The sequence below is a fragment of the Croceivirga lutea genome, from assembly GCF_014235875.1.
GTDB classification, from domain to species: Bacteria; Bacteroidota; Bacteroidia; order Flavobacteriales; family Flavobacteriaceae; genus Croceivirga; species Croceivirga lutea.
The window spans coordinates 158,550-179,095 of the sequence record NZ_JACJUK010000002.1 but is presented as its reverse complement, the minus strand read 5'-3'; the positions used below and the strand labels follow the sequence as shown (position 1 = coordinate 179,095).

Here is a 20,546-nt window from a genome sequence, read left to right as displayed (position 1 = left end):
ATATGTCACAGATTTCACCCGCTAGTGAAAAACAAATTTTAGGCCACCCGCAAGGTTTGTTTTATCTCTTTTTTGCAGAGCTATGGGAGCGTTTTAGCTTTTATGGAATGCGCGCCTTGCTTACACTTTATATGGTGCAAGTAATTTTTGAAAAACTTGTAGAGCGTGATTATGCCACGGCAGCTGTATATTCTTCTTACGGTTCTCTAGTATATGCTTCAACTGTTGTTGGAGGTAGAATTTCAGATTCTATTTTAGGAATGCGAAAATCTATTTTCTTGGGCGGTATTTTAATGTCGATAGGGCATTTTGTACTTGCAGTAGAACATAACATTGCATTTTTCTTAGCGCTATCTTTAATTATTGTGGGTAATGGCTTTTTTAAACCAAATATCTCCACATTTGTAGGTACACTATATGAAAAAGGAGACCCTAAAAAAGATTCTGGATTCACCATCTTTTATATGGGGATTAATATTGGAGGTTGGATTGCTCCTTTACTTTGTGGTTGGTTAGCTGCTAAATATGGATGGCATTATGGTTTTGGTTTAGCTGGAATAGGAATGTTAACCGGTCTTATTTTCTTTTGGAGCGGAATTAAAAAAGGGGTGTTTGGAGATAGAGGATTGCCACCAGCCACGGGAGCTATCGATAAACCCATAGCAGGAATCAAACAAGGTGTTTTAGTTACCATATTAGCAATTGCGTCGGCTCCATTAATTGCTTATTTACTTTCCTCTTATAAACCTTTAGGTGCAGAAGGAACTATGTTTGGAGACACAAATATTGTAAACCTATTATTTTATTTTATTGGTTTTGCAGTTCTTGGGTATATGGCCTACGTAATGGTAAAGGCTACGCCAGATGAGCGTAAAAAGTTATTTGCGGCTGTTTTGTTCACCTTTTTTATGACTATTTTTTGGGGTTTTCATGAACTTTCTGGTAGTGTAATTACGCTCTTTGCTTCTCGTAACGTGGATTTGTCAGGTATAATGACGGCAGCACAAACCAATTCATTGAATTCTATGTGGATTATAATTTTAGCAATTCCTATTTCAATGATGTGGACTTGGCTAACTAAACGTAAAATGAATCCAAGAACCCCATATAAATTTGGACTAGGGCTACTTTTTGCAGGTGTTAGCTTTTATATTTTAGCAAATAGTGGTGGTAGCGCCAATGAAGATGGCTTGGTACCGTTTAGTTATTTGTTACTGATGTATTTCTTAATTTCTGTAGGGGAATTATTTATGTCACCTGTTGGATTATCTAAAATGACAGACCTTGCGCCACAAAGGATAATTGCTTTTATTATGGGAGTTTGGTTCTTATCTTCTGCATTTGCATTTCAGGTAGTAGGTTTTATAGGTAAGCAAATGGCAATTGAAAGTTCCGATGCTAACATTGGTGGTTTTGATACTTTAGATGTGTATACCGGAGGTTTTATGCTAATTGCAAAATATGCTCTAGGTGCGGGTGTAATTGTATTATTGGCCTCTCCTTTAATTAAGAAGTTAATGGGTAACGTTCACTAGAAATTTACTGTTCAAAATAATAAGCTCCCTTTTCACCCGTATAGTGAAAAGGGATTTTTTTATCCATACAGCTTTTTTGCCACCTTTTAATATACGTCTTATAGTTACTACCATCGGCGATAACAACCCTAGGTTCAAGAATATTTAAAACTCTGTTTAGATTTACTTTTGGTGAATCTGTCAATAGTAAATAGTCGGTTTTAAAATTTGCAGAGTATACCCCAGAACTATCTATTCTATAAATAGTTTTCTTAGTAATTGCATACGAATTTTTTAAGCTTTTAGTTGAAATCTTTGAAATCCGTTCTGCGATTTTATAATTGGTAATTGTAGCATTTAGCTCATTAGTTTTAGAGGATAACACTTGTAGCTCAAGACCATTTCTATGTAGTAAAATTGTTTTTCTAGATTGGTGTAATAAAATAACTTCACTTTTTATAGAGGCTTGATGCTTTAGGTATATGCCCCAACCAATAAATATCACAATAAGGCTTAAGGTAAGAACCAATTTCTTGTAATTATGTTTTACACTAGTAGATAGTAAGTAGCACAGAATCAAATACGAAAGCAATAACTGAACGCTATCAAAGGAAATAGCCCTAAAAACAAAAGCCTCTTGTTGCGCTACCCATGCCACAATAGTATTCATACCAAATATTAAATAACTATATCCGGTAGCAACTAAGTCTGGCAGACTATTGAAGCTACTTAAAAAAAGAACTAAAATGCCTAAACCTAGAATTATTCCTAAAAATGGAACAATTAATAAGTTAGAAACAAAAAATAATGCTGGGAACTGATGAAAATAAAATAGGCTTAAAGGTAGGACACCCAACTGAGCGGCAAAACTCACAGACAATAATTGCCAGAGCTTACGAATTAGCAGTGGTTTAGGATACCATAATCGTTGTAATTTTGGGTATATCCAAACTATAGCAATTACTGCGGCATAACTCATTTGAAACCCAACCTGAAACAAAAACAACGGATTTAATAAAAGAATAAAAAAGATTGACAGTGCAATGATGTTAAATGTATTTGTAGGCCTGTTGAGATTCATGGCATAAGCAATGAAAGAAAACATGGTTACCGCTCTCACCACAGAAGGAGATAAACCTGCTAAAAAAGCAAATCCCCATAAGATGATTACTACAAGTAAAGTTCGTAGTTGTTTGCCCTTAGGTAAATAAGTTAATGGGGTGAGTACGTATTGTAAAATAAAAAGTAAAATACCTATGTGTAGACCAGAAACCGCTAATATATGAACAGCTCCCGCCTTTTGATAATTGGTATAGGTTTCATCTGAAATTTCATCTCTTTTTCCAAGTAATAATGCTTGAATTACCCCAAATTCATCATCGCTAAAATTGTATTTTCTTAAGTTTTTAATTAGTTGTGTTCTAAAAGAATTGGCTATGCCTTTTAATGACCTTGATTTAATCGAAATTGCCAATAAATCTTCGTTTTTTAGATACACTTGATGGTAAATACCTTGCTTTTCTAAATAAGATTTGTAATTAAATTGATGTGGATTCAATGGCGGATTTACAGGTAATATTTCAGTAAAAAACACCAGTTCATGGTCTATCTTAATGCTGTCAATTTCTAGCGGATAATTTACCAATATTTTACCTACAACCTTTGTAGAGTCTTGATAGCTCACAGACGCAACTAAGCGGTTTGAAAAAGAACTTGGCTTAAGAGTAGTTATAACCTTACCTTGCCAAATATGTGGCTGATTTGAAGTATTATTTAATATGTGATTAGATTTAAAGATTGGATTTGCAAGACCAACACTTAACATGCCAATACCTATCATTAAAAAAGCAGCAATAACACCAAAACCCACGTTTAAAGTAGCGGATTTCTTTATGAGTAACACAAGTAATAGTAGTAGTAGGCAAAGTAGTACTACTACTAATAGATGAATTTTAATAGGGAAATAAAAACCAAGTAAAATGCCTATTATAAGACAGAGCGCTAATTTTACCGAAATAAAATTAAACGCTGGCATTATAAAATGCGAGTTGCTTTAATAAAAGTACTATTCCAAAAACCTTCTCTAAGAGACGATACTATAACTCCTCTAGACGTTGTAGAATGAATAAATTTTATATCGTCTCCATTCACGGCTACAACTAAGCCAACGTGATTGATTCGCTTACTATTTTTAGAGGTTTTAAAAAAGAGTAAATCGCCACCTCTAACATTCTTTAAATTAACGCGCTCCCCTTCATTAGCCATTTGATAAGAAACTCTGGGAAAGGCTACATCATGCTCCAAAAGCGAAACATAAATTAAACCAGAACAGTCCATACCTTTTTTAGTAATACCTCCAAATTTGTAACGGGTGCCCGTAAATGTCATAGCAGTTGTAATAACATTATCAGCGGTATTACCTCTAGATTCTTTAATATCTCTTTTGTAAGCCTTATTAACAGATTTTGAATCAACAGTTACGGTGGGTCTTTTGTTAGAACGCTTAACAGTGTTCTTTTTACTTCCGCAGCTTGCTAAAAATAAAACTCCAATAAAAAGAAGTATTTTGGTTAAAGTTAGGTTTTGAAATTTTTCCACACTCAAAATTATAGATTTTTCACAATTAGCTGCGCCGCTTTTTTACTTGCTCCAACACCTCCTAGTTTTTGCTCAAGTATTTCATATTGTTTTAATACAACTTGCCTATGAGCGTCTTCTAATATTTTATTAAGCTCATGATTTAGATTTTTTGAATTTAGGTTGTTTTGAATGAGTTCTTTAACTACCTCTTTATCCATAATTAAATTTACCAAAGAAATATAATCGAGGGTGATAATACGCTTAGCAATCTGATAAGATATCCAATTGCCCTTATAACAAACCACTTGCGGTACTTTAAATAGAGCGGTTTCTAATGTTGCCGTACCGCTAGTTACCAAAGCGGCATGAGCATTTTGTAAAAGCGGGTAAGTTTGATTCGAGACAAAATGAACATCTTTTGTTGAGGTAAATTTTTGGTAGAAAGTGTCATCTAAACTGGGTGCACCTGCAATTACAAATTGATATTTAGGATAATTATCAGCAGTAGCTAACATAATACCTAACATTTTTTCCACCTCTTGCTTTCTACTCCCCGGAAGAAGGGCAATTATTTTTTTGTTTGGGCTTAGCTTATGTTTTGCAACGAATGAATCAAAATCTATTTTTTCAGCAACAGCAATAGCATCTAAAAGTGGATGGCCAACATAGCTTACATCATAATTGTATTGCGCATAAAAGTCTTTCTCAAAAGGTAAAATTACATACATCTGATTGATGTATTTTTTTATTTTTTGAACGCGGCTTGCTCTGGAGGCCCATACCTGGGGAGAAATGTAATAATTTGTAGTAAAATTTTGTTCGTAAGCCCATTTGGCAATTCTAAGGTTAAAGCCAGAAAAGTCAATGAAAATAACTACATCTGGTTCAAAACTAGCAATATCGTCTTTACAGAAAGAAATATTTTTAAAAATAGAATTCAGGTTTTTGACTACTTCTAAAAACCCCATAAAAGCCATTTCTTTATAATGTTTTGCAAGGGTGCCACCAGCATTTTGCATTAAGTCTCCACCCCAACAGCGTATATCTGCGTTTTGGTCTTCTTGTTGTATGGCTTTAATTAAGTTAGAGCCATGTAAATCTCCAGAAGCTTCCCCTGCAATTATGTAGTATTTCATTTTTTCGACTTAAAACCTTTGGCTTCGTTTTTCTTTAAACCATCGATGTGAATCGCTTTAAAAAACCTTGTAATATAAAATTACTAATGCTGTAAGAACAGTAGCAATCATTACTCCTCTTGCTCGGTAGTCTCGTTTTAATCTTAAAAAGCCAAAAAAAGCAATTAAGTTTAGAATGGCTCCAAGTGCCAAAAGGCTTCCAATGTGTTCTTGTTTTACCGCAGCATTATAGGTTTCTACAATGCCGAGGTCAGAGAATAAGATGATGTAAAGCAAGGTTCCTATGGTGTTGGCAATTACACCAACGAAAAAACCAATTAAGGTTTCTTTTTGAATTTTAGTCATTTAAATTCCAGTTGTTTAGTTGTGGTATGGCATGGTGAGCGGTTAAGTCGAATTGGCAGGGAACAACAGAAATATATCCGTCTTCTAAAGCATGAATATCTGTATCTTCACCTTTATCGAGTAATTCAAATTCACCAGTTAACCAATAATATTCTTTTCCAGATGGACTTTTTCTTTTGTCAAATTTCTCTTTCCAGTTAGCTCTGGCCTGCCTGCAAATACGAATACCTTTAGGTGCAGCACCGTTAGTCTTTGGAATATTTACATTTAATACTGTTCCTTTAGGCATTCCATTAGTTAAAGCCTCCGAAACAAGAGTTTTAATGGCATGTTCACAACCAGAAAAATCTGCTTCCCAGCTAAAATCGCATAACGAAAAACCAATTGCAGGTACCCCTTCAAGTCCAGCTTCAATTGCTGCACTCATAGTTCCAGAGTAAATAACGTTAATAGAAGCATTAGAGCCGTGATTGATTCCACTAACTACTATGTCAGGTCTTCTGTCAAGAATCTCTTGCAGTGCCAATTTTACACAGTCAGCAGGTGTTCCACTACAACTTACTTCTAAAGGAGCGCCATTTTCCTTATCTATAACAACTTTTTTAATATATAGGGTATTATCAACTGTAATGGCGTGCCCCATCCCAGATTGTGGGCTGTCTGGTGCCACCACTACAACCTCACCAATTTGTTTCATAAAAGCAATCAGTGACCTAAGTCCGGGAGCTGTAATTCCATCATCATTTGTAACCAAAATCAATGGTTTTTCCATGGTAGAGATAATTTAAGCTATAAATGTACGTTTTTCGTTAAGGATATGGAGTCTTTTGAATGAATCACAAAATTATGTCAACGCTTCAAAGCTGGCATGATTTTTTCTGTATATTAGATGTTTACGGAGAAAATTTTAAATTTAAAAATGACGGGTGATTCGGTTTTTTTAATCCTGTCCCATTAAAAACCACCTATGAAAAAGAATTTTGCCTTAGCATTTGTTGTGATGTTAATTGCTGTAGCTTCTTGCAGTTTTACAAACAAGTCTTTTGAAGAAAACGATAAGGATAAACTTCTTCTAGACTTAATAACATATGTTCTAGAAAGAGGTCATTATGAGCCAAAAGATATTGATGACAATTTCTCAGCTAATGTGTACGAAGATTTCTTAGATATTATTGACCCTACTAAACGCTATTTTTTAGAGTCAGACATTAAGGAATTTGAGCAATACAAATACCAATTAGATGACCAATTAAAAAATACAGAGATTTCATTTTTTAATTTGGTATATCAAAGGTTAACCACGCGTATGAACGAAGCTAGAGAAATTTATGCTGAAGTTTTAAATGAACCTTTCGATTTTAATGTAAGCGAAAATATTAATATTGATTATAAAGAACAGCCATACGCTAAAAACAGAAAAGAGCTAAAAGAAAGATGGCGTAAACAATTAAAATACAACTCATTAGGTGTTTATGACAACAAGGTAACAATCAGAAAAACAGCTTTATCTGGTTCATCTTCAGATACCGCAGGGCCAGATATGGTAAGTGTAGATGTAGAAACCAACATTGGTTCAGAAAACAAAGAGTTAAAAAACATGACGCTTGCAGAAGTTGAAGCCGCTTCTAGAGAAAGCACCAAAAAGACTTTAGATGAGTTTTTTGATTTTGTAGATGACCTTGAACGTAAAGATTGGTTTGTACAATATGTAAATACAATTGTAGACGAATTTGACCCACATACTTTTTATTTTGCACCTGAAGAAAAAGATAAGTTCGACATTAATATTTCAGGAAAGTTTGAAGGTATTGGCGCCAGACTTCAGAAAAAACCAGAAGGAGCTAAAGTTGTAGAAATCATTTCTGGTGGTCCAGTATGGAGAGAAAAAAGTTTAGAAGTAGGAGATGAGATTATAAAAGTTGGCCAGCAAGGAGAAGAACCTATAGATATAGTTGGTATGCGCCTAGATGATGCTATAAAACTTATCAAAGGACCAAAGGGTACTACGGTTGAACTTACGGTAAGAAAGGTGGATGGCAATGTAGAAACAGTGGCTATTACTAGAGACGTTGTAGAGCTAGAAGAATCTTATGCCAAATCAGCTACAGTTATTAAAGAAAATAGCAAGTTTGGGTTAATTAATCTACCCAAATTTTATGTAGATTTTGAAGATTATACAGAACGTAATGCAGCTACCGACGTTGCGCAAGAAATAGAACGTCTTAAAAAAGCAGGTATGGAAGGTCTAGTTCTAGATCTTAGAGACAACGGTGGTGGTTCATTAAAAACCGTTGTTGATATGGCCGGTTTATTTATTAAAGATGGACCAATTGTACAGGTACGTTCAGCAGGAGCTCGTAAAGAAATTCATGAAGATAAAGATGAGCGTATTCAATGGGATGGTCCATTAGTAATTTTAGTAAACGAACTATCAGCTTCAGCATCTGAAATTTTAGCTGCGGCTATGCAAGACTATAAAAGAGCAATTGTATTAGGCAGTAAGCAAACTTTTGGTAAAGGAACGGTCCAAAATGTGATTCCTTTAGACAATATTGTAAGAAGTAACGAGCATGGTGATTTAGGAGCCATTAAATTAACTACACAAAAGTTTTACAGAATTAATGGCGGTTCAACACAATTAGAAGGTGTAAAGAGTGATATTGTTGTGCCAGATAGATACAGTTATATTGATTTAGGTGAGAAAGACCAGGATAATCCATTAGGTTGGGATAAAATTACTCCAGCAGATTATCAATTCTGGAATGGAAACATCAACTTCGAAGAAATAATAGCAAACAGTAACGCTAGAATGGCACAGAATCCACAATTGAAATTAATTGATGACAATGCCAGATGGTTACGAGAGCAGCAAGATGAAACAGAGGTTTCATTAAACTACGAGAGCTACAAGAGTACCAGAGAAGCTGATAAAGCAAAATCTGATTTCTTTAAAAAGATTGGAGAATATGATTCTAAGTTAACATTTGAATCACTTCAATATGAGCAAGAATTATTTACTCAAGACCCTATTTTAAGAGAAAAAAGAGACAGATGGCATAAAGAACTTGCAAAAGACATTTATGTTGAAGAAGCTGTAAATGTATTGCAAGATATGCAGGTTTCTTTTGAGTCTTCAGTAAAAAAATCTGGAGTTAAAGGGTAGTAGAACACCGAATTTTATATATTGAGACCCCGCTATTGCGGGGTTTTCTTATGAATAAAAAAACTACATATTCAATTATTATTGCCCTATTAATAATCTTGTTTTGGGCTATAGAGAACTTTTACACTCCAGCAACGTATTCTAATAATTCTGGTGAATCTTCAGTTTCTGAGTTTAATCCAGACTATCTACCAAATACTAGGGGAGAACAGATAGTTACGCATAATTACTACATGTTGGCTTATAGCGAACCGCATGAACAAGCCAAGTGGGTGGCCTATGTACTTAAGAAAACCCATTTAACTTACGATGATAGAGAGCGTCCTTATTTTATTGAAGACCCAAAAGTAAAAAGCAAGTCTGCGGATTGGCGTAACTATAAAAATTCAGGTTATGATAGAGGACATTTATGTCCTGCAGGAGACCGTAGATTTTCAGAACAGGCGTACAATGAAACTTTTTATACGAGTAATATTTCTCCGCAAAATCGAAAGTTTAATGCCGGAATTTGGAATGAACTAGAACAAAAGGTTAGATATTGGACCAAAAGATATGGTCAGGTATATGTAATTACAGGCGGTGTTTTAGAGAAAGGATTACCTGAGATAGGCTCTGAAGATGTTGATGTGCCTAAGGCTTTTTACAAAGTAATTTTGAAAGAAAATAACGATAATATTGAAGCATTGGCTTTTTTAATTCCCAATAAAGATTCAAACAAAAATCTTCAGAGCTTTTTGGTTTCTATAGATGAATTAGAACGTGTTACTGGTATAGATTTCTTAGCCAAATTATCAGATAAAGTTGAGCACGATATAGAATCGAAAGTTGATAAAAGTGGATGGAAATTTTAAAAAATTCCCTCTTTAAGTCGATTCGCATCCAAATTCAAGAAAATAAAAAGTAGAGCGGTAAAAAAGATAATACCAGAACCGCCATAACTAAAAAATGGTAATGGAATTCCGACCGTAGGTAGCAGCCCAATAACCATACCTATATTTACAAAATAATGAATAAAAAGTATAGAAATTACGCCATAGCCATACATTCTAGAAAAGTCTCTTTTTTGCCTTTCTGCTAATTGGAGTAATCTCAAAAACAGAAGGGTGTAAACTAAAATCACAAATCCGGTTCCTAAAAATCCCCATTCTTCACCTAAAGAGCTAAAAATATAATCGGTATGCTGTTCAGGTACAAAATCACCTTTAGTTCTGGTGCCTTCTAAAAAACCTTTACCCGTTAAACCACCAGATTCTATTGCTTTTTCTGCCTGAAATGTATTGTAACCAATTGTTTTTCGAATTTCATTGAGTTTGCGTTCGTCTTTTTCAATTCTCAACCACAGGTCAAATCTATTTCTATGACGTTGTTCAAATACCTCATTATACACAAAACGTACAGATAACGATATTAATAAACAGCTGACAATAAATATTAGTAAAGGTCGTGTAGGTATTTTTACGGTAGGCCTTTTAAATAAAAACACAAGAGAAGTAAGTAAGCCTAAACCAATACCAACCCATACCACACCGTACATTAATGTAAAAATAAATATCATTATGAGTATTAGTGCTAAACCCAGATAAATAATAGGTAAACCTTCTCTAAACAAAACAAAAAACAAGGCAAAATATACCAGAGAACTACCAGGGTCTGGTTGTGGTAAAATTAAAATAGCTGGTATTAAGATAATTAGAATGGCATACCATTGATGTTTAACTCTTCTAATATCTGTTTGTATATCACTTAAATATTTAGCTAAGGCTAGTGCTGTAGCGATCTTAGCAAATTCAGATGGTTGAAAATTAAAAATTCCTAAATCATACCAAGATTTAGCTCCACCAATTGTTTTTCCAAACAAGAATAGTCCTAATAAAAGAACTAAAGAAATAATATACAGAAGGCTTCCGAATCGTTCAAAAAATGTTGATTCTACAAAAAAGATTCCGATGGCAAGTATAAAAGCTAGTAGTATAAAAAACAGCTGTTTACCATATAGTGTAGAAAAATCTAAGAATGAAGAAAAATCTTCATTTAAGGTGGTGCTATAAATGTTTATCCATCCTATAAATACCAAAAGACCATAGAGTAAGATGGTAATCCAATCAATACGTCTTACCATACATATTCATTTATTTTGAACGGTTCACCGCTTAAAGGTTTGGCATATTCTTTTTCAAGTGTTTTTTCCAACATTCTTTTCTCCAAATCAGTTCTGGTAATTTCACCTTTTAGATATTTTTCAATTAGTAAAGAAGCAATATGGCCAGCGTATCTTGACCCATAATACCCATGTTCAATATATACCGCAACGGCAATTTTTGGTTTGTTAACAGGGGCAAAGGCAACAAATAATGAGTGGTCAGTGAGCTGCGTTTTTTTGCCATCAATAATGGTGTAATTTTCTACAGTACCTGTTTTTCCTGCAATTTCAATATCTGGAATTCTAATGTATTTGGCAGTTCCGTATTTATATACATTAGCCATACTTTCAATCACTGGTGTAAAATGTTCTCTATCTATGGTGGTATAGTGGCGTTCAGTGTATTGCGGGTCAATTGCCCCAGAATTTCCAATACTTTTAATAATATGTGGGGTATAGTACCAGCCCTTATTGGCTATTGCGGCCGTCATGTTTGCTAATTGTATTGGAGTTGCAGCAACCTCACCTTGGCCAATAGAGTTTGAGATGATAAATGATGAGACCCATCTGCCATCTCCATATGCTCTATCATAGTATTCTTTGCTTGGTATTCTACCAGGTCTACCTGTAGGTAAATCAACGCCTAGATAATTTCCTAAACCAAAACTTTTCATATGCTTTTCCCATACATCTTGCCCTTCATCTGTAGTCTCGTATTTACCGTATATTTTTCTGAATGTTCCAGCAAAGTAAGCATTACAAGAGTTAAAAATACCTGAGTTCAAGTCTCTAACTCCACCGCCGCAATGGCAACCTCTTTTGTGTTTACCTACAAAAAATCCGTTGTAACAAGTAAATTTTGTTTCAGGAGTAATCACACCTTCCTGTAAAGCTACAAGGGCATTTAACGTTTTAAAAGGCGAACCAGGAGATGGTTCTGCAAGTATAGAGCGGTCCCAAGTAGGTCTAGCAATACTATCATAATGTAATTTGGTATAATTCTTAGAACGCTCTCTACCTACAAGTAAAGCTGGGTTATAAGTTGGACCAGAAATCATGGCTAAAATTTCTCCTGAAGTAGGTTCAATGGCTACAATACCACCACGTTTACCAACCATTAAATTTTCACCATATTCTTGTAGATGTTTATCAATAGTAATATGTATTTCTTTACCTAGTTTGGGTAATGTATCTAGTTTGCCGTCCTTATATGAGCCTATAACCCTATTGAAACGGTCTTTTTGAATATACTTTACTCCTTTACGCCCCCTTAAAACTTCCTCATATTGTTTTTCAATTCCGGTTCTGCCAATTAATTCGCCTGAAGTATAATAAGGGTTATTTCGTAAATCAGTCTCGTTTACCTCACTAATGTACCCTAATACATTAGCACCGCTATTGGTGTCATAATCCCGTAAAGAGCGTTTTTGAATATAAAAACCAGTGTACTTTCGCATCTTTTCTTGTAGGCTAGCATAATCCGCTTTAGATAATTGTCCAACCAATACAGATGGTAAACGGGTAGAATATTTTCTGGCACGTTTCATTTTGGTAAGAAACTCACCTTTTGTAAGACCTAATAGATTACAAAACTCTAAGGTGTCTAGAGATTTAGTTTCTCTCGGAATTACCATTACGTCATAGGCAGGTTGATTGCCAACTAATAATTCTCCATTGCGATCATAAACATAGCCCCGTTCTGGGTAATCATAAACGGTTTTAATAGCAGGGTCATCTAACACTTGGTTTGTAGAAAAGCTAAATAGTTGCATATAGGATAACCTGCCGACAAAAACGACTCCTACGAAAATTACAATAGAAAATAAAAGTAGTTTTTTCATTGGGGTAAAATGTTTAGCTACAGATTTTTAAAAGATAATTCTAATCTTGCTGAGAAGCAAACAAAGAACTAATCAACAAGCAAATAAATAAGGAAACAAAGCCTACAGAAATAATTTTCTTCAAAATTAGTAGGAAATGAGAAAAACTGAAAATTTCTAAAGTATAGAATAAAGTATGATGAATAAAAACTAATAAGGTTAGATAAGATACTCGTTGAATTAAGGTAGTATTTTTATAGGTAAAGCCTTGAAATTCAAAATTTGCTCCAAAACAAAAACGCATTAATAAAGGACGCAAAAAAGCAACGGTTAAAATTGAAGCAGAATGCAATGCTAAACTGTCTGAAAACAAATCAACCATAAACCCTAACGCAAAACATAGAATTAAAAAAAGTGAGCGGTTTTTACTAATTGGGTACCAGTACACAAACAATACATAAATCATTGGGTTGATATAACCTAAAAATCCAAGATTATTAAAAATCAACGCCTGTGCTAAGACTAATAACACAAACCGAGCAGCCGTTAAAACAACATTATTGGTTAGCATTAATAGTTTGGTTTTCTAAATCTAATTGTTCTTGTCTGTCTTTTTTAGAGATGATATAGGCAGTATTTAAATTAGCCATGTCATTAAATAAACCCACTGTTATGGTAAATAAACTTTGAGATTGATTTAAGCTATATTTTTTAATTACTCCTATAGGGATGTTTTCTGGGAAAATGCTAGACATACCCCCGGTAACTATAGTATCTCCTACCACTAAAGGAACAGAACGAGGAATATCTATCAACTGTACTTCTTTATAATTTCTACCATCCCATTCTAAAGAGCCAAAATAGTTGGTGTTTTTAATTTTTGCGTTTATACGAGAATTGGTGTTTAGTACACTTTGCACAGTAGCAAAATTAGTAGACACATTCTCTACAATACCTAAAATTCCAATATGGGTGATAACTCCCATATCTTGAGCAAGACCCTGTTTCTTTCCCTTATTAATAGTAATGTAGTTTCTCGGTGAGCTAAAGCTATTCTTAACAACCTTGGCAGTTTTTAATTCAAAGCTTAAGTTATTTGTGTCTAATTTGTTTTCTGGTAATTGTTGAATATTGAATAATTGTTTTCTCAGACGTTTATTTTCTTCAACTAGGTTTTTATTGACTTCGCCTAAATTAAAATAAGATGAAATACTGTTTGAAACCTCATATGTTGTTCCAGTTACCCATTTGGAACTATTAAAAGCTTTAGATTGATGATAAGAACGTGCGTTAAAGGTTAAAGCCAATGAAATAAGTAGCAGAAACAAATACAGAATTGTATTTCTATTACCTAGGATGTAATTTAAAATCCGCTGCATTCAATGTGCTGATTCTATGTTTACTTAATCAATACGTTCTTGTATCGTTCTAAATTTTTAAGTGCTATTCCGGTTCCACGTACAACGGCTCTTAAAGGGTCTTCAGCAATGTAAACAGGTAAATCTGTTTTTTGTGAAAGTCTTTTGTCTAAACCACGTAGCATTGCGCCACCACCTGCCATATAAATGCCGGTATTATAAATATCTGCGGCTAATTCTGGCGGTGTTTGTGAAAGGGTTTCCATTACCGCGTCTTCAACACGTAAAATACTTTTATCTAAGGCTTTGGCAATTTCTCTATATGAAATTGAAACCTGTTTGGGTTTACCGGTTAATAAATCTCTACCCTGTATTAATTTATCATCTGGTGGAGATTGTAAATCCTCTGTGGCAGAACCAATTTCAATTTTAATAGCCTCGGCAGTACTTTCTCCGACATATAAATTGTGTTGGGTTCTCATGTAATAAATGATGTCGTTAGTAAACACATCACCTGCAATTTTCACAGATTTATCACATACAATGCCGCCCAAAGCAATAACAGCAATTTCTGTGGTACCACCACCTATATCAACAATCATATTACCTTTTGGCTGCATAATGTCTAATCCAATACCAATTGCTGCCGCCATAGGTTCGTGAATTAAGTAGACTTCTTTGCCATTTACTCTTTCTGCTGATTCACGAACTGCACGCATTTCAACTTCCGTAATACCAGAAGGAATACAAATAACCATACGCAAAGCGGGAGGAAACCATTTCTTTTTTAATGCAGGAATGTTCTTGATAAACATGTTTATCATTTTTTCCGAGGCATCAAAATCTGCGATCACCCCATCTTTAAGCGGTCGAATAGTTTTAATGTTTTCATGAGTTTTACCCTGCATCATATTGGCTTCTCTACCAACGGCAATAATTTTTCCACTTACGCGGTCTCTAGCTACAATAGAAGGGCTATCAACTACAACTTTATCTAGATGTATGATTAAGGTATTGGCTGTACCAAGGTCAATGGCAATTTCCTCGGTCATAAAATCAAAAAATCCCATAAAAACTTAATAAGACTGGGTTAAACTAAGACTAGCATCAAATGTAAGCAAATTAATGCTTAAAATGACGTGTACCTGTCATCACCATTTTAACCCCATTTTCATTACAAAAATCGATACTTAGCTGGTCTTTAATAGAACCACCTGGTTGAATTACGGCTTTAATGCCTGCATCATGAGCAATTTCAACACAATCTGGGAATGGAAAAAACGCATCACTAGCCATTACTGCACCATCTAAATCAAATTTAAAGTGATTTGCTTTGTGTATAGCCTGATTTAAGGCATCAACCCTAGAAGTTTGGCCAGTGCCGCTTGCACATAATTGTTTGTTTTTAGCCAATACTATGGTGTTGCTCTTGGTGTGTTTGCAAATTTTAGAAGCAAATAATAGGTCTTCTATTTCCTGGTCTGAAGGATTTTCTTTTGTAGCCGTTGTTAGATTTTCTTTTTTATCAGTTACACCATCTTTGTCTTGAAGCAGTACACCATTTAAACAAGTTCTAACTAAGCTATTTGGTAATGCAACAGGCTTTTGAACTAGAATAATTCTGTTCTTTTTTCCTTTTAAAATTGCTAAGGCATCAGCAGTGTAAGAAGGGGCTATAACAACTTCGCAAAACAATTGATGAATTTCTTCTGCAGTAGCTGCATCTATTTCTTTATTGGCAATTAAAATACCACCAAAAGCAGAAACTGGGTCGCCTGCTAGAGCATCTATATAGGCCTCTTTAATTGTCGGCCTAGTAGCAAGACCACAAGCATTATTATGTTTTAAAATAGCGAAAGTTGGTTCGTCATTTTTAAACTCTTCCATGAGATTTACGGCTGCATCAACATCTAGTAAATTGTTATAAGAGAGTTCTTTGCCATGCAGTTTGTCAAACATGGCATCTAGATCTCCAAAAAAGAAACCTTTTTGGTGTGGGTTTTCACCGTAACGTAAAACCTGACCTTTGGTTTCACTTAATTTAAGCGCGCTTACTTTACCATCTTTGTTGAAATAATTAAAAATAGCAGCATCATAATGCGAAGAAACATTAAAAGCTTTGGCAGCAAAACTTTTACGCTGCTCTATGGTTATTGCGCCGTTATCACTAGAAATAACTTCTAAAAACTCTGCATAATCTTCCATTGAAGACACACAGAGTACATCTTTATAATTTTTGGCTGCAGCCCTTATTAATGAAATACCACCAATATCAATTTTTTCAATAATATCTTGTTCTGAAGCACCACTGGCAACAGTATTTTCAAAAGGATATAAATCTACAATTACAATATCTAATTGCGGAATATTGTACTCTTTCATCTGCGCCATATCAGACGGATTGTCTTGACGGTTAAGAATACCACCAAATACTTTAGGGTGTAGCGTCTTAACACGGCCTCCCAAAATAGAAGGATAACTAGTTACTTCTTCAACAGCAACAACAGGAATGTTGAGGTCTTTTATAAATTTTTCTGTACCTCCTGTTGAATAAAGTGTAACTCCAAGTTCATGAAGTTTTTTAACAATAGGTTCTAGACCGTTTTTATGAAAAACTGAAATAAGTGCCGAGCTGGCTTTTTTTGTAGTACTCATGGGTGCGTAACGTGGAAAAATTAAGCTTCAAAAGTACTTTTTTTAAAAAGAATTTTTGTGTTGGGTTATCAACAAAAAAGGCTAAGTTTTAAACTATTGAAGCCACTTGCTGGTTTACCCATTCTAAAAAACGTTCATCTTCTGCGGTAAATGGGTCAGGCGTGTTGGAGTCAATATCAATTTGACCAATATTTTCTCCATTTTTAAATAAGGGAACTACAATTTCTGATTTTACGGTTATGCTGCAAGCAATATAGTTATCTTGGGCAGAAACATCTGGCACTACAAAATTCTGATTGCTTTCAGCTACTTGTCCACAAATTCCTTTACCAAACGGAATTACAGTATGGTCTGTTGCTTCACCTGCATAAGGGCCTAATAACAATTCTTGTTTATCTCCATTTTTAAAATAGAAGCCTACCCAATCATAGTATTCTACATTTTCTCTTAGTAAATCGCATATAGCCTGCATTTTAGCCTCAGCCGTTTTTTTGCTATCAGAAATAATAAGTGTTATGGAGTCTTTGAGGTGTTTCACAGTAATTTTTTTGCGAAGATAAATTTCAATTGGGTATTAAAAAAGATACCTACAAAATTTGACATCACTTTAATAGAATTTAAATCAACTTAATAGGCTTTGTTAGAAGTTTAAAAAAAGTTAAATGGAGTTGGTGTTAGCGTGTAACCTAATGATTTTAAGTAAATTTGCCAAGTGAAAGCAGTAATTCATAAAATAATTAATTCGCTTCTGGCGCTTTTAGTGTTACTATCTACAGTTTCTTGGACTGTGGATAAGCATTTTTGCATGGGGCGAGTTATGGATATTGCTTTTTTTCATTCCGCTGAAGATTGTGGAATGGAAGCGGCATTAAAATTGTTGGAAATTGACCAAGAAACTTCGCATTGCTGTGGTGACGAATCTTTTACTCTAGAGGGTCAAGATGATTTACAAAAGGTAACCTGGCAAGATTTAGATTTTCAGCAACAGTGGGTTTTACAGTCCTATGTTTTTTCGTTTTTAGAATCTTTTAATTCTAATTCTGAACATGCCGTATTAGATTTTAATGACCCGCCACCTCTCCTCAAAAAAGATTTTCAAGAACTTTATCAAGTCTATATAATTTGATTTTATCAATTCTAGAATGGTGTTTGATAGCACCCAATTAATTGAATTATAAATCAAATACATAACTAATGAAAAAACATTTCTGGCTACTTGCCAGTTTAATAGTAATAAAGCTTTCAGCATACGCACAAGAAGATAAAGTAGAAGGTCAAATTTTTGAAGCCACCGCAGCAGGTGAAGAATTAGGTTTGAGCGGAGCCAATATATATTGGTTAAACTCCCCAATTGGAACTATCACAGACGAAGATGGCTATTTTTCCATTTCTTTTTCAAACGAATATAACAAGTTAGTGGTTAGCTATATTGGTTTTCAAACCGATACACTTTTTATAGATAAACCTACTAAAATTAAATTAGCACTTAAGCCTGCTAACCAACTAGATGAGGTAGTGGTTCAAGATAAGAGAGAATCGCTAGAAAAGTCCTATTTCAGTGCTCAAAATGTAGTTACGGTCGGCAGTGAAGAATTGTTAAAAGCGGCTTGTTGTAACCTATCAGAAAGCTTTGAAACTAACCCTTCTATTGATGTTAATTTCAATGATGCCATAACGGGTACAAAACAGATTGAAATGCTAGGGTTAACAAGTCCGTATATACTAATTACTCAAGAAAACATTCCAATGGTTAGAGGTGCATCGCAAACTTTTGGTCTAACTTTCACTCCAGGTACTTGGGTTGAAAGTATTCAGATAACAAAAGGTATGGGTAGCGTTATTAATGGCTATGAGAGTATATCTGGTCAGATAAATACCGAGTTGGTGAAACCGTTAACAGATGTACCTTTATTCGTAAACCTTTATGGGAACAGAAATGGGAGATTGGAACTAAACACCCATTATAACACAAAGCTTTCTAAGAAGTGGAGTACAGGTTTGTATTTACATACCAATAGGAGAGATATTGAAGTTGACAACAATGGTGATGGTTTTTTAGACGCTCCATTGGCTAATCAAGTTAACGTAATGAATAGGTGGCAGTACCAAAATCCAGAAACGGGTTGGGTGAGTTTTTTAAATCTAAGATACCTTACTGATAGTAAACAATTAGGGCAAGAAGGGTTTGAGCCAGAAAATAGAGCTAACTCAAATCTTTGGGGTAGTGAGATTGATACAAAACGGTTTGACTCTTCAGTGAAATTGGGTTATGTATTTCCTAATTTACCGTTTCAAAGCTTTGGTTTTCAAGCTTCGTATAGTATACATGACCAAGAATCGTATTATGGTCTAAACCAATACAATATTGAACACCAAAGCGTGTATTCAAATTTGTTATTCAATTCTATAATAGGTAATACGCAACACAAGTTTAAAACTGGATTAACCCTTGCTATTGATGATTATAATGAGTTGGTTAACAATGTAAGGTATACCAGAACAGATGGTTCTTTTGGTGCATTTTTTGAGTATGCCTACACCAATTTGGAGAAGTTGAGTTTAACAGCTGGTTTACGTTTTGACTCACACAATCGACTGGGTGAATTTTTCACCCCCCGTTTACATATTAGATATACGCCTTGGGAGCGCGCAAGTTTACGTGGTTCTTTTGGCATGGGTAGGCGAGCAGCTAACTTTTTTGCAGAAAACCAGCGAATGTTTGCGAGCTCTAGAAGAATTGAACTTTTGGGCAATGGAGGTAGTATTTATGGTTTTGAACCAGAAAAGGCTACCAACTTTGGTTTGAGCCTTTTGCAGGGTTTTACGTTGTTTAATAGACAAGGAGATTTTAGTGTTGATTTTTATCGTACCAATTTTGAAAATCAAATTGTGGTTGATTGGGAAAATGCAGAAGAAGTAGTTTTTTCAAATTTAGAAGGGGAAAGTTATGCAAATAGCCTTCAAATTGAATTAAGTCATGAGTTGTTAGAGCGTTTTAAAGTTAGAACGGCCTATAAATTTTATGATGTAAAAACTACCTACCAAACTGGGCTTTTACAAAAACCACTTTTGGCTAAAAATAGATTTTTTACCAACTTAGAATATCAAACAAAAATTAAGAACAATTCACGTTGGAAATTTGATTACACAATGCATGCAGTAGGTCAACAACGTTTGCCTAATACAGAAGCAAACCCTGCGGCCACCCAATTAGGAGAATTTGCGGATGCATACGTATTAATGAATTCACAAGTTACACGTGAGTTTTCACCAAAATTTGAAATGTATGTAGGTGGAGAAAATTTAACGGGTTTTACGCAAAATATGCCAATTATTGGAGCAAATAATCCTTTTGGAACAAACTTTGATACCACCATTGTATACGGTCCTATAATGGGTAGAATGGTATATGCCGGACTTAGATATAAAATTTTATAACATGAAAAAGATAGTTTTAATTATTAGTTTTTTAATGGCCCTTAGCGTTAACGCTCAAGAGAAAAACAAAAAACTTACGTTTGACGTTGATGGTAAATGTGAAATGTGTAAAATGAGAATAGAGAAAGCCGCATTAGGTGTTGATGGGGTAAAGTATGCCAGCTGGGCTATTCCTACGCATGAGTTATCCTTGGTAATTGATGAGCGAAAAACCAATTCTATGCAAGTTAAAATGGCCATAGCAGCTGTAGGTCATGATTCAAAAGAACTGAAGGCAACACAAGAAGCTTACGATAATGTTCATGCATGTTGTAAGTACAGAGAAGATGACACAGATGATTCTAAAAAACATTAAAAAACCACTTTTTTAAAGATTTATCATTGGAACAGGTTGAGA

At 34.5% G+C, this 20,546-nt stretch carries 18 protein-coding genes; 6 read left to right on the top strand and 12 right to left on the bottom strand.

Features of this window, described 5'->3' with window-relative positions; translation table 11 throughout:
* The first annotated feature begins 2 nt into the window (after positions 1-2).
* Positions 3-1,535 carry a peptide MFS transporter gene (locus tag H5V42_RS04365; protein WP_185781908.1) on the top strand — a complete coding sequence of 511 codons (1,533 nt, stop codon included), beginning with the start codon at positions 3-5 and terminating at the stop codon, positions 1,533-1,535.
* A 4-nt stretch (positions 1,536-1,539) separates the two neighbouring features.
* On the opposite strand, the gene H5V42_RS04360 is transcribed toward H5V42_RS04365, so the two are convergent.
* From H5V42_RS04360 to surE, 5 genes are read right to left on the bottom strand one after another with little or no spacing between them, the layout of a single operon-like run.
* On the bottom strand, positions 1,540-3,549 hold the full coding sequence (locus H5V42_RS04360; RefSeq protein ID WP_185781907.1) for a ComEC/Rec2 family competence protein: 2,010 nt from the start codon (positions 3,547-3,549) through the stop codon (positions 1,540-1,542).
* The gene (locus tag H5V42_RS15195; protein ID WP_313792132.1) at positions 3,549-4,112 is read right to left on the bottom strand and encodes a C40 family peptidase; all 564 of its coding nucleotides are present in this window, start codon (positions 4,110-4,112) and stop codon (positions 3,549-3,551) included. The genes H5V42_RS04360 and H5V42_RS15195 overlap by 1 nt, the downstream gene beginning before the upstream one ends.
* An 8-nt stretch (positions 4,113-4,120) precedes the next feature.
* Positions 4,121-5,230 carry a lipid-A-disaccharide synthase gene (gene lpxB, locus H5V42_RS04350; protein WP_185781906.1) on the bottom strand — a complete coding sequence of 370 codons (1,110 nt, stop codon included), beginning with the start codon at positions 5,228-5,230 and terminating at the stop codon, positions 4,121-4,123.
* A gap of 57 nt (positions 5,231-5,287) precedes the next feature.
* Complete coding sequence (locus H5V42_RS04345) at positions 5,288-5,575, bottom strand: hypothetical protein (protein ID WP_185781905.1); 288 nt, start codon at positions 5,573-5,575, stop codon at positions 5,288-5,290.
* Positions 5,568-6,347, bottom strand: a complete 780-nt coding sequence (surE, locus tag H5V42_RS04340) for a 5'/3'-nucleotidase SurE (RefSeq protein ID WP_185781904.1) — start codon at positions 6,345-6,347, stop codon at positions 5,568-5,570. The genes H5V42_RS04345 and surE overlap by 8 nt, the downstream gene beginning before the upstream one ends.
* A 195-nt stretch (positions 6,348-6,542) precedes the next feature.
* Between surE and H5V42_RS04335 the strand changes: the two genes are divergently transcribed.
* Positions 6,543-8,738, top strand: a complete 2,196-nt coding sequence (locus H5V42_RS04335; protein ID WP_185781903.1) for a carboxy terminal-processing peptidase — start codon at positions 6,543-6,545, stop codon at positions 8,736-8,738.
* 50 nt (positions 8,739-8,788) lie between these two features.
* Positions 8,789-9,589: a DNA/RNA non-specific endonuclease gene (locus tag H5V42_RS04330; protein ID WP_185781902.1), complete on the top strand. Its 801-nt coding sequence runs from the start codon at positions 8,789-8,791 to the stop codon at positions 9,587-9,589.
* On the opposite strand, the gene rodA is transcribed toward H5V42_RS04330, so the two are convergent.
* From rodA to H5V42_RS04295, 7 genes are all read right to left on the bottom strand, one after another.
* Entirely contained in the window at positions 9,586-10,857 is a 1,272-nt protein-coding gene (rodA, locus tag H5V42_RS04325; protein ID WP_185781901.1) for a rod shape-determining protein RodA, read from the bottom strand. The two genes, H5V42_RS04330 and rodA, sit on opposite strands and share 4 nt — an antisense overlap.
* A complete protein-coding gene (locus tag H5V42_RS04320) occupies positions 10,851-12,719 on the bottom strand; it encodes a penicillin-binding transpeptidase domain-containing protein (RefSeq protein WP_185781900.1) in 1,869 nt (622 codons plus the stop codon). Before H5V42_RS04320 ends, rodA begins: the two co-directional genes overlap by 7 nt.
* 40 nt (positions 12,720-12,759) lie before the next feature.
* Entirely contained in the window at positions 12,760-13,269 is a 510-nt protein-coding gene (locus tag H5V42_RS04315) for a rod shape-determining protein MreD (RefSeq protein WP_185781899.1), read from the bottom strand.
* Entirely contained in the window at positions 13,256-14,077 is an 822-nt protein-coding gene (mreC, locus tag H5V42_RS04310) for a rod shape-determining protein MreC (RefSeq protein ID WP_185781898.1), read from the bottom strand. Before mreC ends, H5V42_RS04315 begins: the two co-directional genes overlap by 14 nt.
* A 20-nt stretch (positions 14,078-14,097) precedes the next feature.
* Positions 14,098-15,126 (bottom strand): rod shape-determining protein, encoded by a 1,029-nt coding sequence (locus H5V42_RS04305; RefSeq protein ID WP_185781897.1) that lies wholly within the window; start codon positions 15,124-15,126, stop codon positions 14,098-14,100.
* 52 nt (positions 15,127-15,178) lie between these two features.
* A complete protein-coding gene (gene purH, locus H5V42_RS04300) occupies positions 15,179-16,711 on the bottom strand; it encodes a bifunctional phosphoribosylaminoimidazolecarboxamide formyltransferase/IMP cyclohydrolase (RefSeq protein WP_185781896.1) in 1,533 nt (510 codons plus the stop codon).
* Positions 16,712-16,799: 88 nt separating this feature from the next.
* A complete protein-coding gene (locus tag H5V42_RS04295; RefSeq protein WP_390809394.1) occupies positions 16,800-17,228 on the bottom strand; it encodes a GAF domain-containing protein in 429 nt (142 codons plus the stop codon).
* A gap of 195 nt (positions 17,229-17,423) precedes the next feature.
* Here H5V42_RS04295 and H5V42_RS04290 point away from each other — a divergent pair, with 195 nt between their 5' ends.
* The 3 genes from H5V42_RS04290 (at position 17,424) to H5V42_RS04280 (ending at position 20,504) form a co-directional block, all read left to right on the top strand.
* Positions 17,424-17,837 (top strand): HYC_CC_PP family protein, encoded by a 414-nt coding sequence (locus tag H5V42_RS04290; RefSeq protein WP_229665599.1) that lies wholly within the window; start codon positions 17,424-17,426, stop codon positions 17,835-17,837.
* A 68-nt stretch (positions 17,838-17,905) separates the two neighbouring features.
* Entirely contained in the window at positions 17,906-20,149 is a 2,244-nt protein-coding gene (locus H5V42_RS04285; RefSeq protein WP_185781895.1) for a TonB-dependent receptor, read from the top strand.
* A 1-nt stretch (position 20,150) separates the two neighbouring features.
* A complete protein-coding gene (locus H5V42_RS04280) occupies positions 20,151-20,504 on the top strand; it encodes a heavy-metal-associated domain-containing protein (RefSeq protein ID WP_185781894.1) in 354 nt (117 codons plus the stop codon).
* Positions 20,505-20,546 lie beyond the last annotated feature (42 nt).

Excerpts from the sequence above, each read along its gene's own strand:
- H5V42_RS04365 (WP_185781908.1), top strand. The coding sequence starts at position 3 with ATGTCACAGATTTCACCCGCTAGTGAAAAACAAATTTTAGGCCACCCG.
- H5V42_RS04360 (WP_185781907.1), bottom strand. The coding sequence starts at position 3,549 with ATGCCAGCGTTTAATTTTATTTCGGTAAAATTAGCGCTCTGTCTTATA.
- lpxB (WP_185781906.1), bottom strand. The coding sequence starts at position 5,230 with ATGAAATACTACATAATTGCAGGGGAAGCTTCTGGAGATTTACATGGC.
- H5V42_RS04345 (WP_185781905.1), bottom strand. The coding sequence starts at position 5,575 with ATGACTAAAATTCAAAAAGAAACCTTAATTGGTTTTTTCGTTGGTGTA.
- surE (WP_185781904.1), bottom strand. The coding sequence starts at position 6,347 with ATGGAAAAACCATTGATTTTGGTTACAAATGATGATGGAATTACAGCT.
- H5V42_RS04335 (WP_185781903.1), top strand. The coding sequence starts at position 6,543 with ATGAAAAAGAATTTTGCCTTAGCATTTGTTGTGATGTTAATTGCTGTA.
- H5V42_RS04330 (WP_185781902.1), top strand. The coding sequence starts at position 8,789 with ATGAATAAAAAAACTACATATTCAATTATTATTGCCCTATTAATAATC.
- rodA (WP_185781901.1), bottom strand. The coding sequence starts at position 10,857 with ATGGTAAGACGTATTGATTGGATTACCATCTTACTCTATGGTCTTTTG.
- H5V42_RS04320 (WP_185781900.1), bottom strand. The coding sequence starts at position 12,719 with ATGAAAAAACTACTTTTATTTTCTATTGTAATTTTCGTAGGAGTCGTT.
- H5V42_RS04315 (WP_185781899.1), bottom strand. The coding sequence starts at position 13,269 with ATGCTAACCAATAATGTTGTTTTAACGGCTGCTCGGTTTGTGTTATTA.
- mreC (WP_185781898.1), bottom strand. The coding sequence starts at position 14,077 with ATGCAGCGGATTTTAAATTACATCCTAGGTAATAGAAATACAATTCTG.
- H5V42_RS04305 (WP_185781897.1), bottom strand. The coding sequence starts at position 15,126 with ATGGGATTTTTTGATTTTATGACCGAGGAAATTGCCATTGACCTTGGT.
- purH (WP_185781896.1), bottom strand. The coding sequence starts at position 16,711 with ATGAGTACTACAAAAAAAGCCAGCTCGGCACTTATTTCAGTTTTTCAT.
- H5V42_RS04285 (WP_185781895.1), top strand. The coding sequence starts at position 17,906 with ATGAAAAAACATTTCTGGCTACTTGCCAGTTTAATAGTAATAAAGCTT.
- H5V42_RS04280 (WP_185781894.1), top strand. The coding sequence starts at position 20,151 with ATGAAAAAGATAGTTTTAATTATTAGTTTTTTAATGGCCCTTAGCGTT.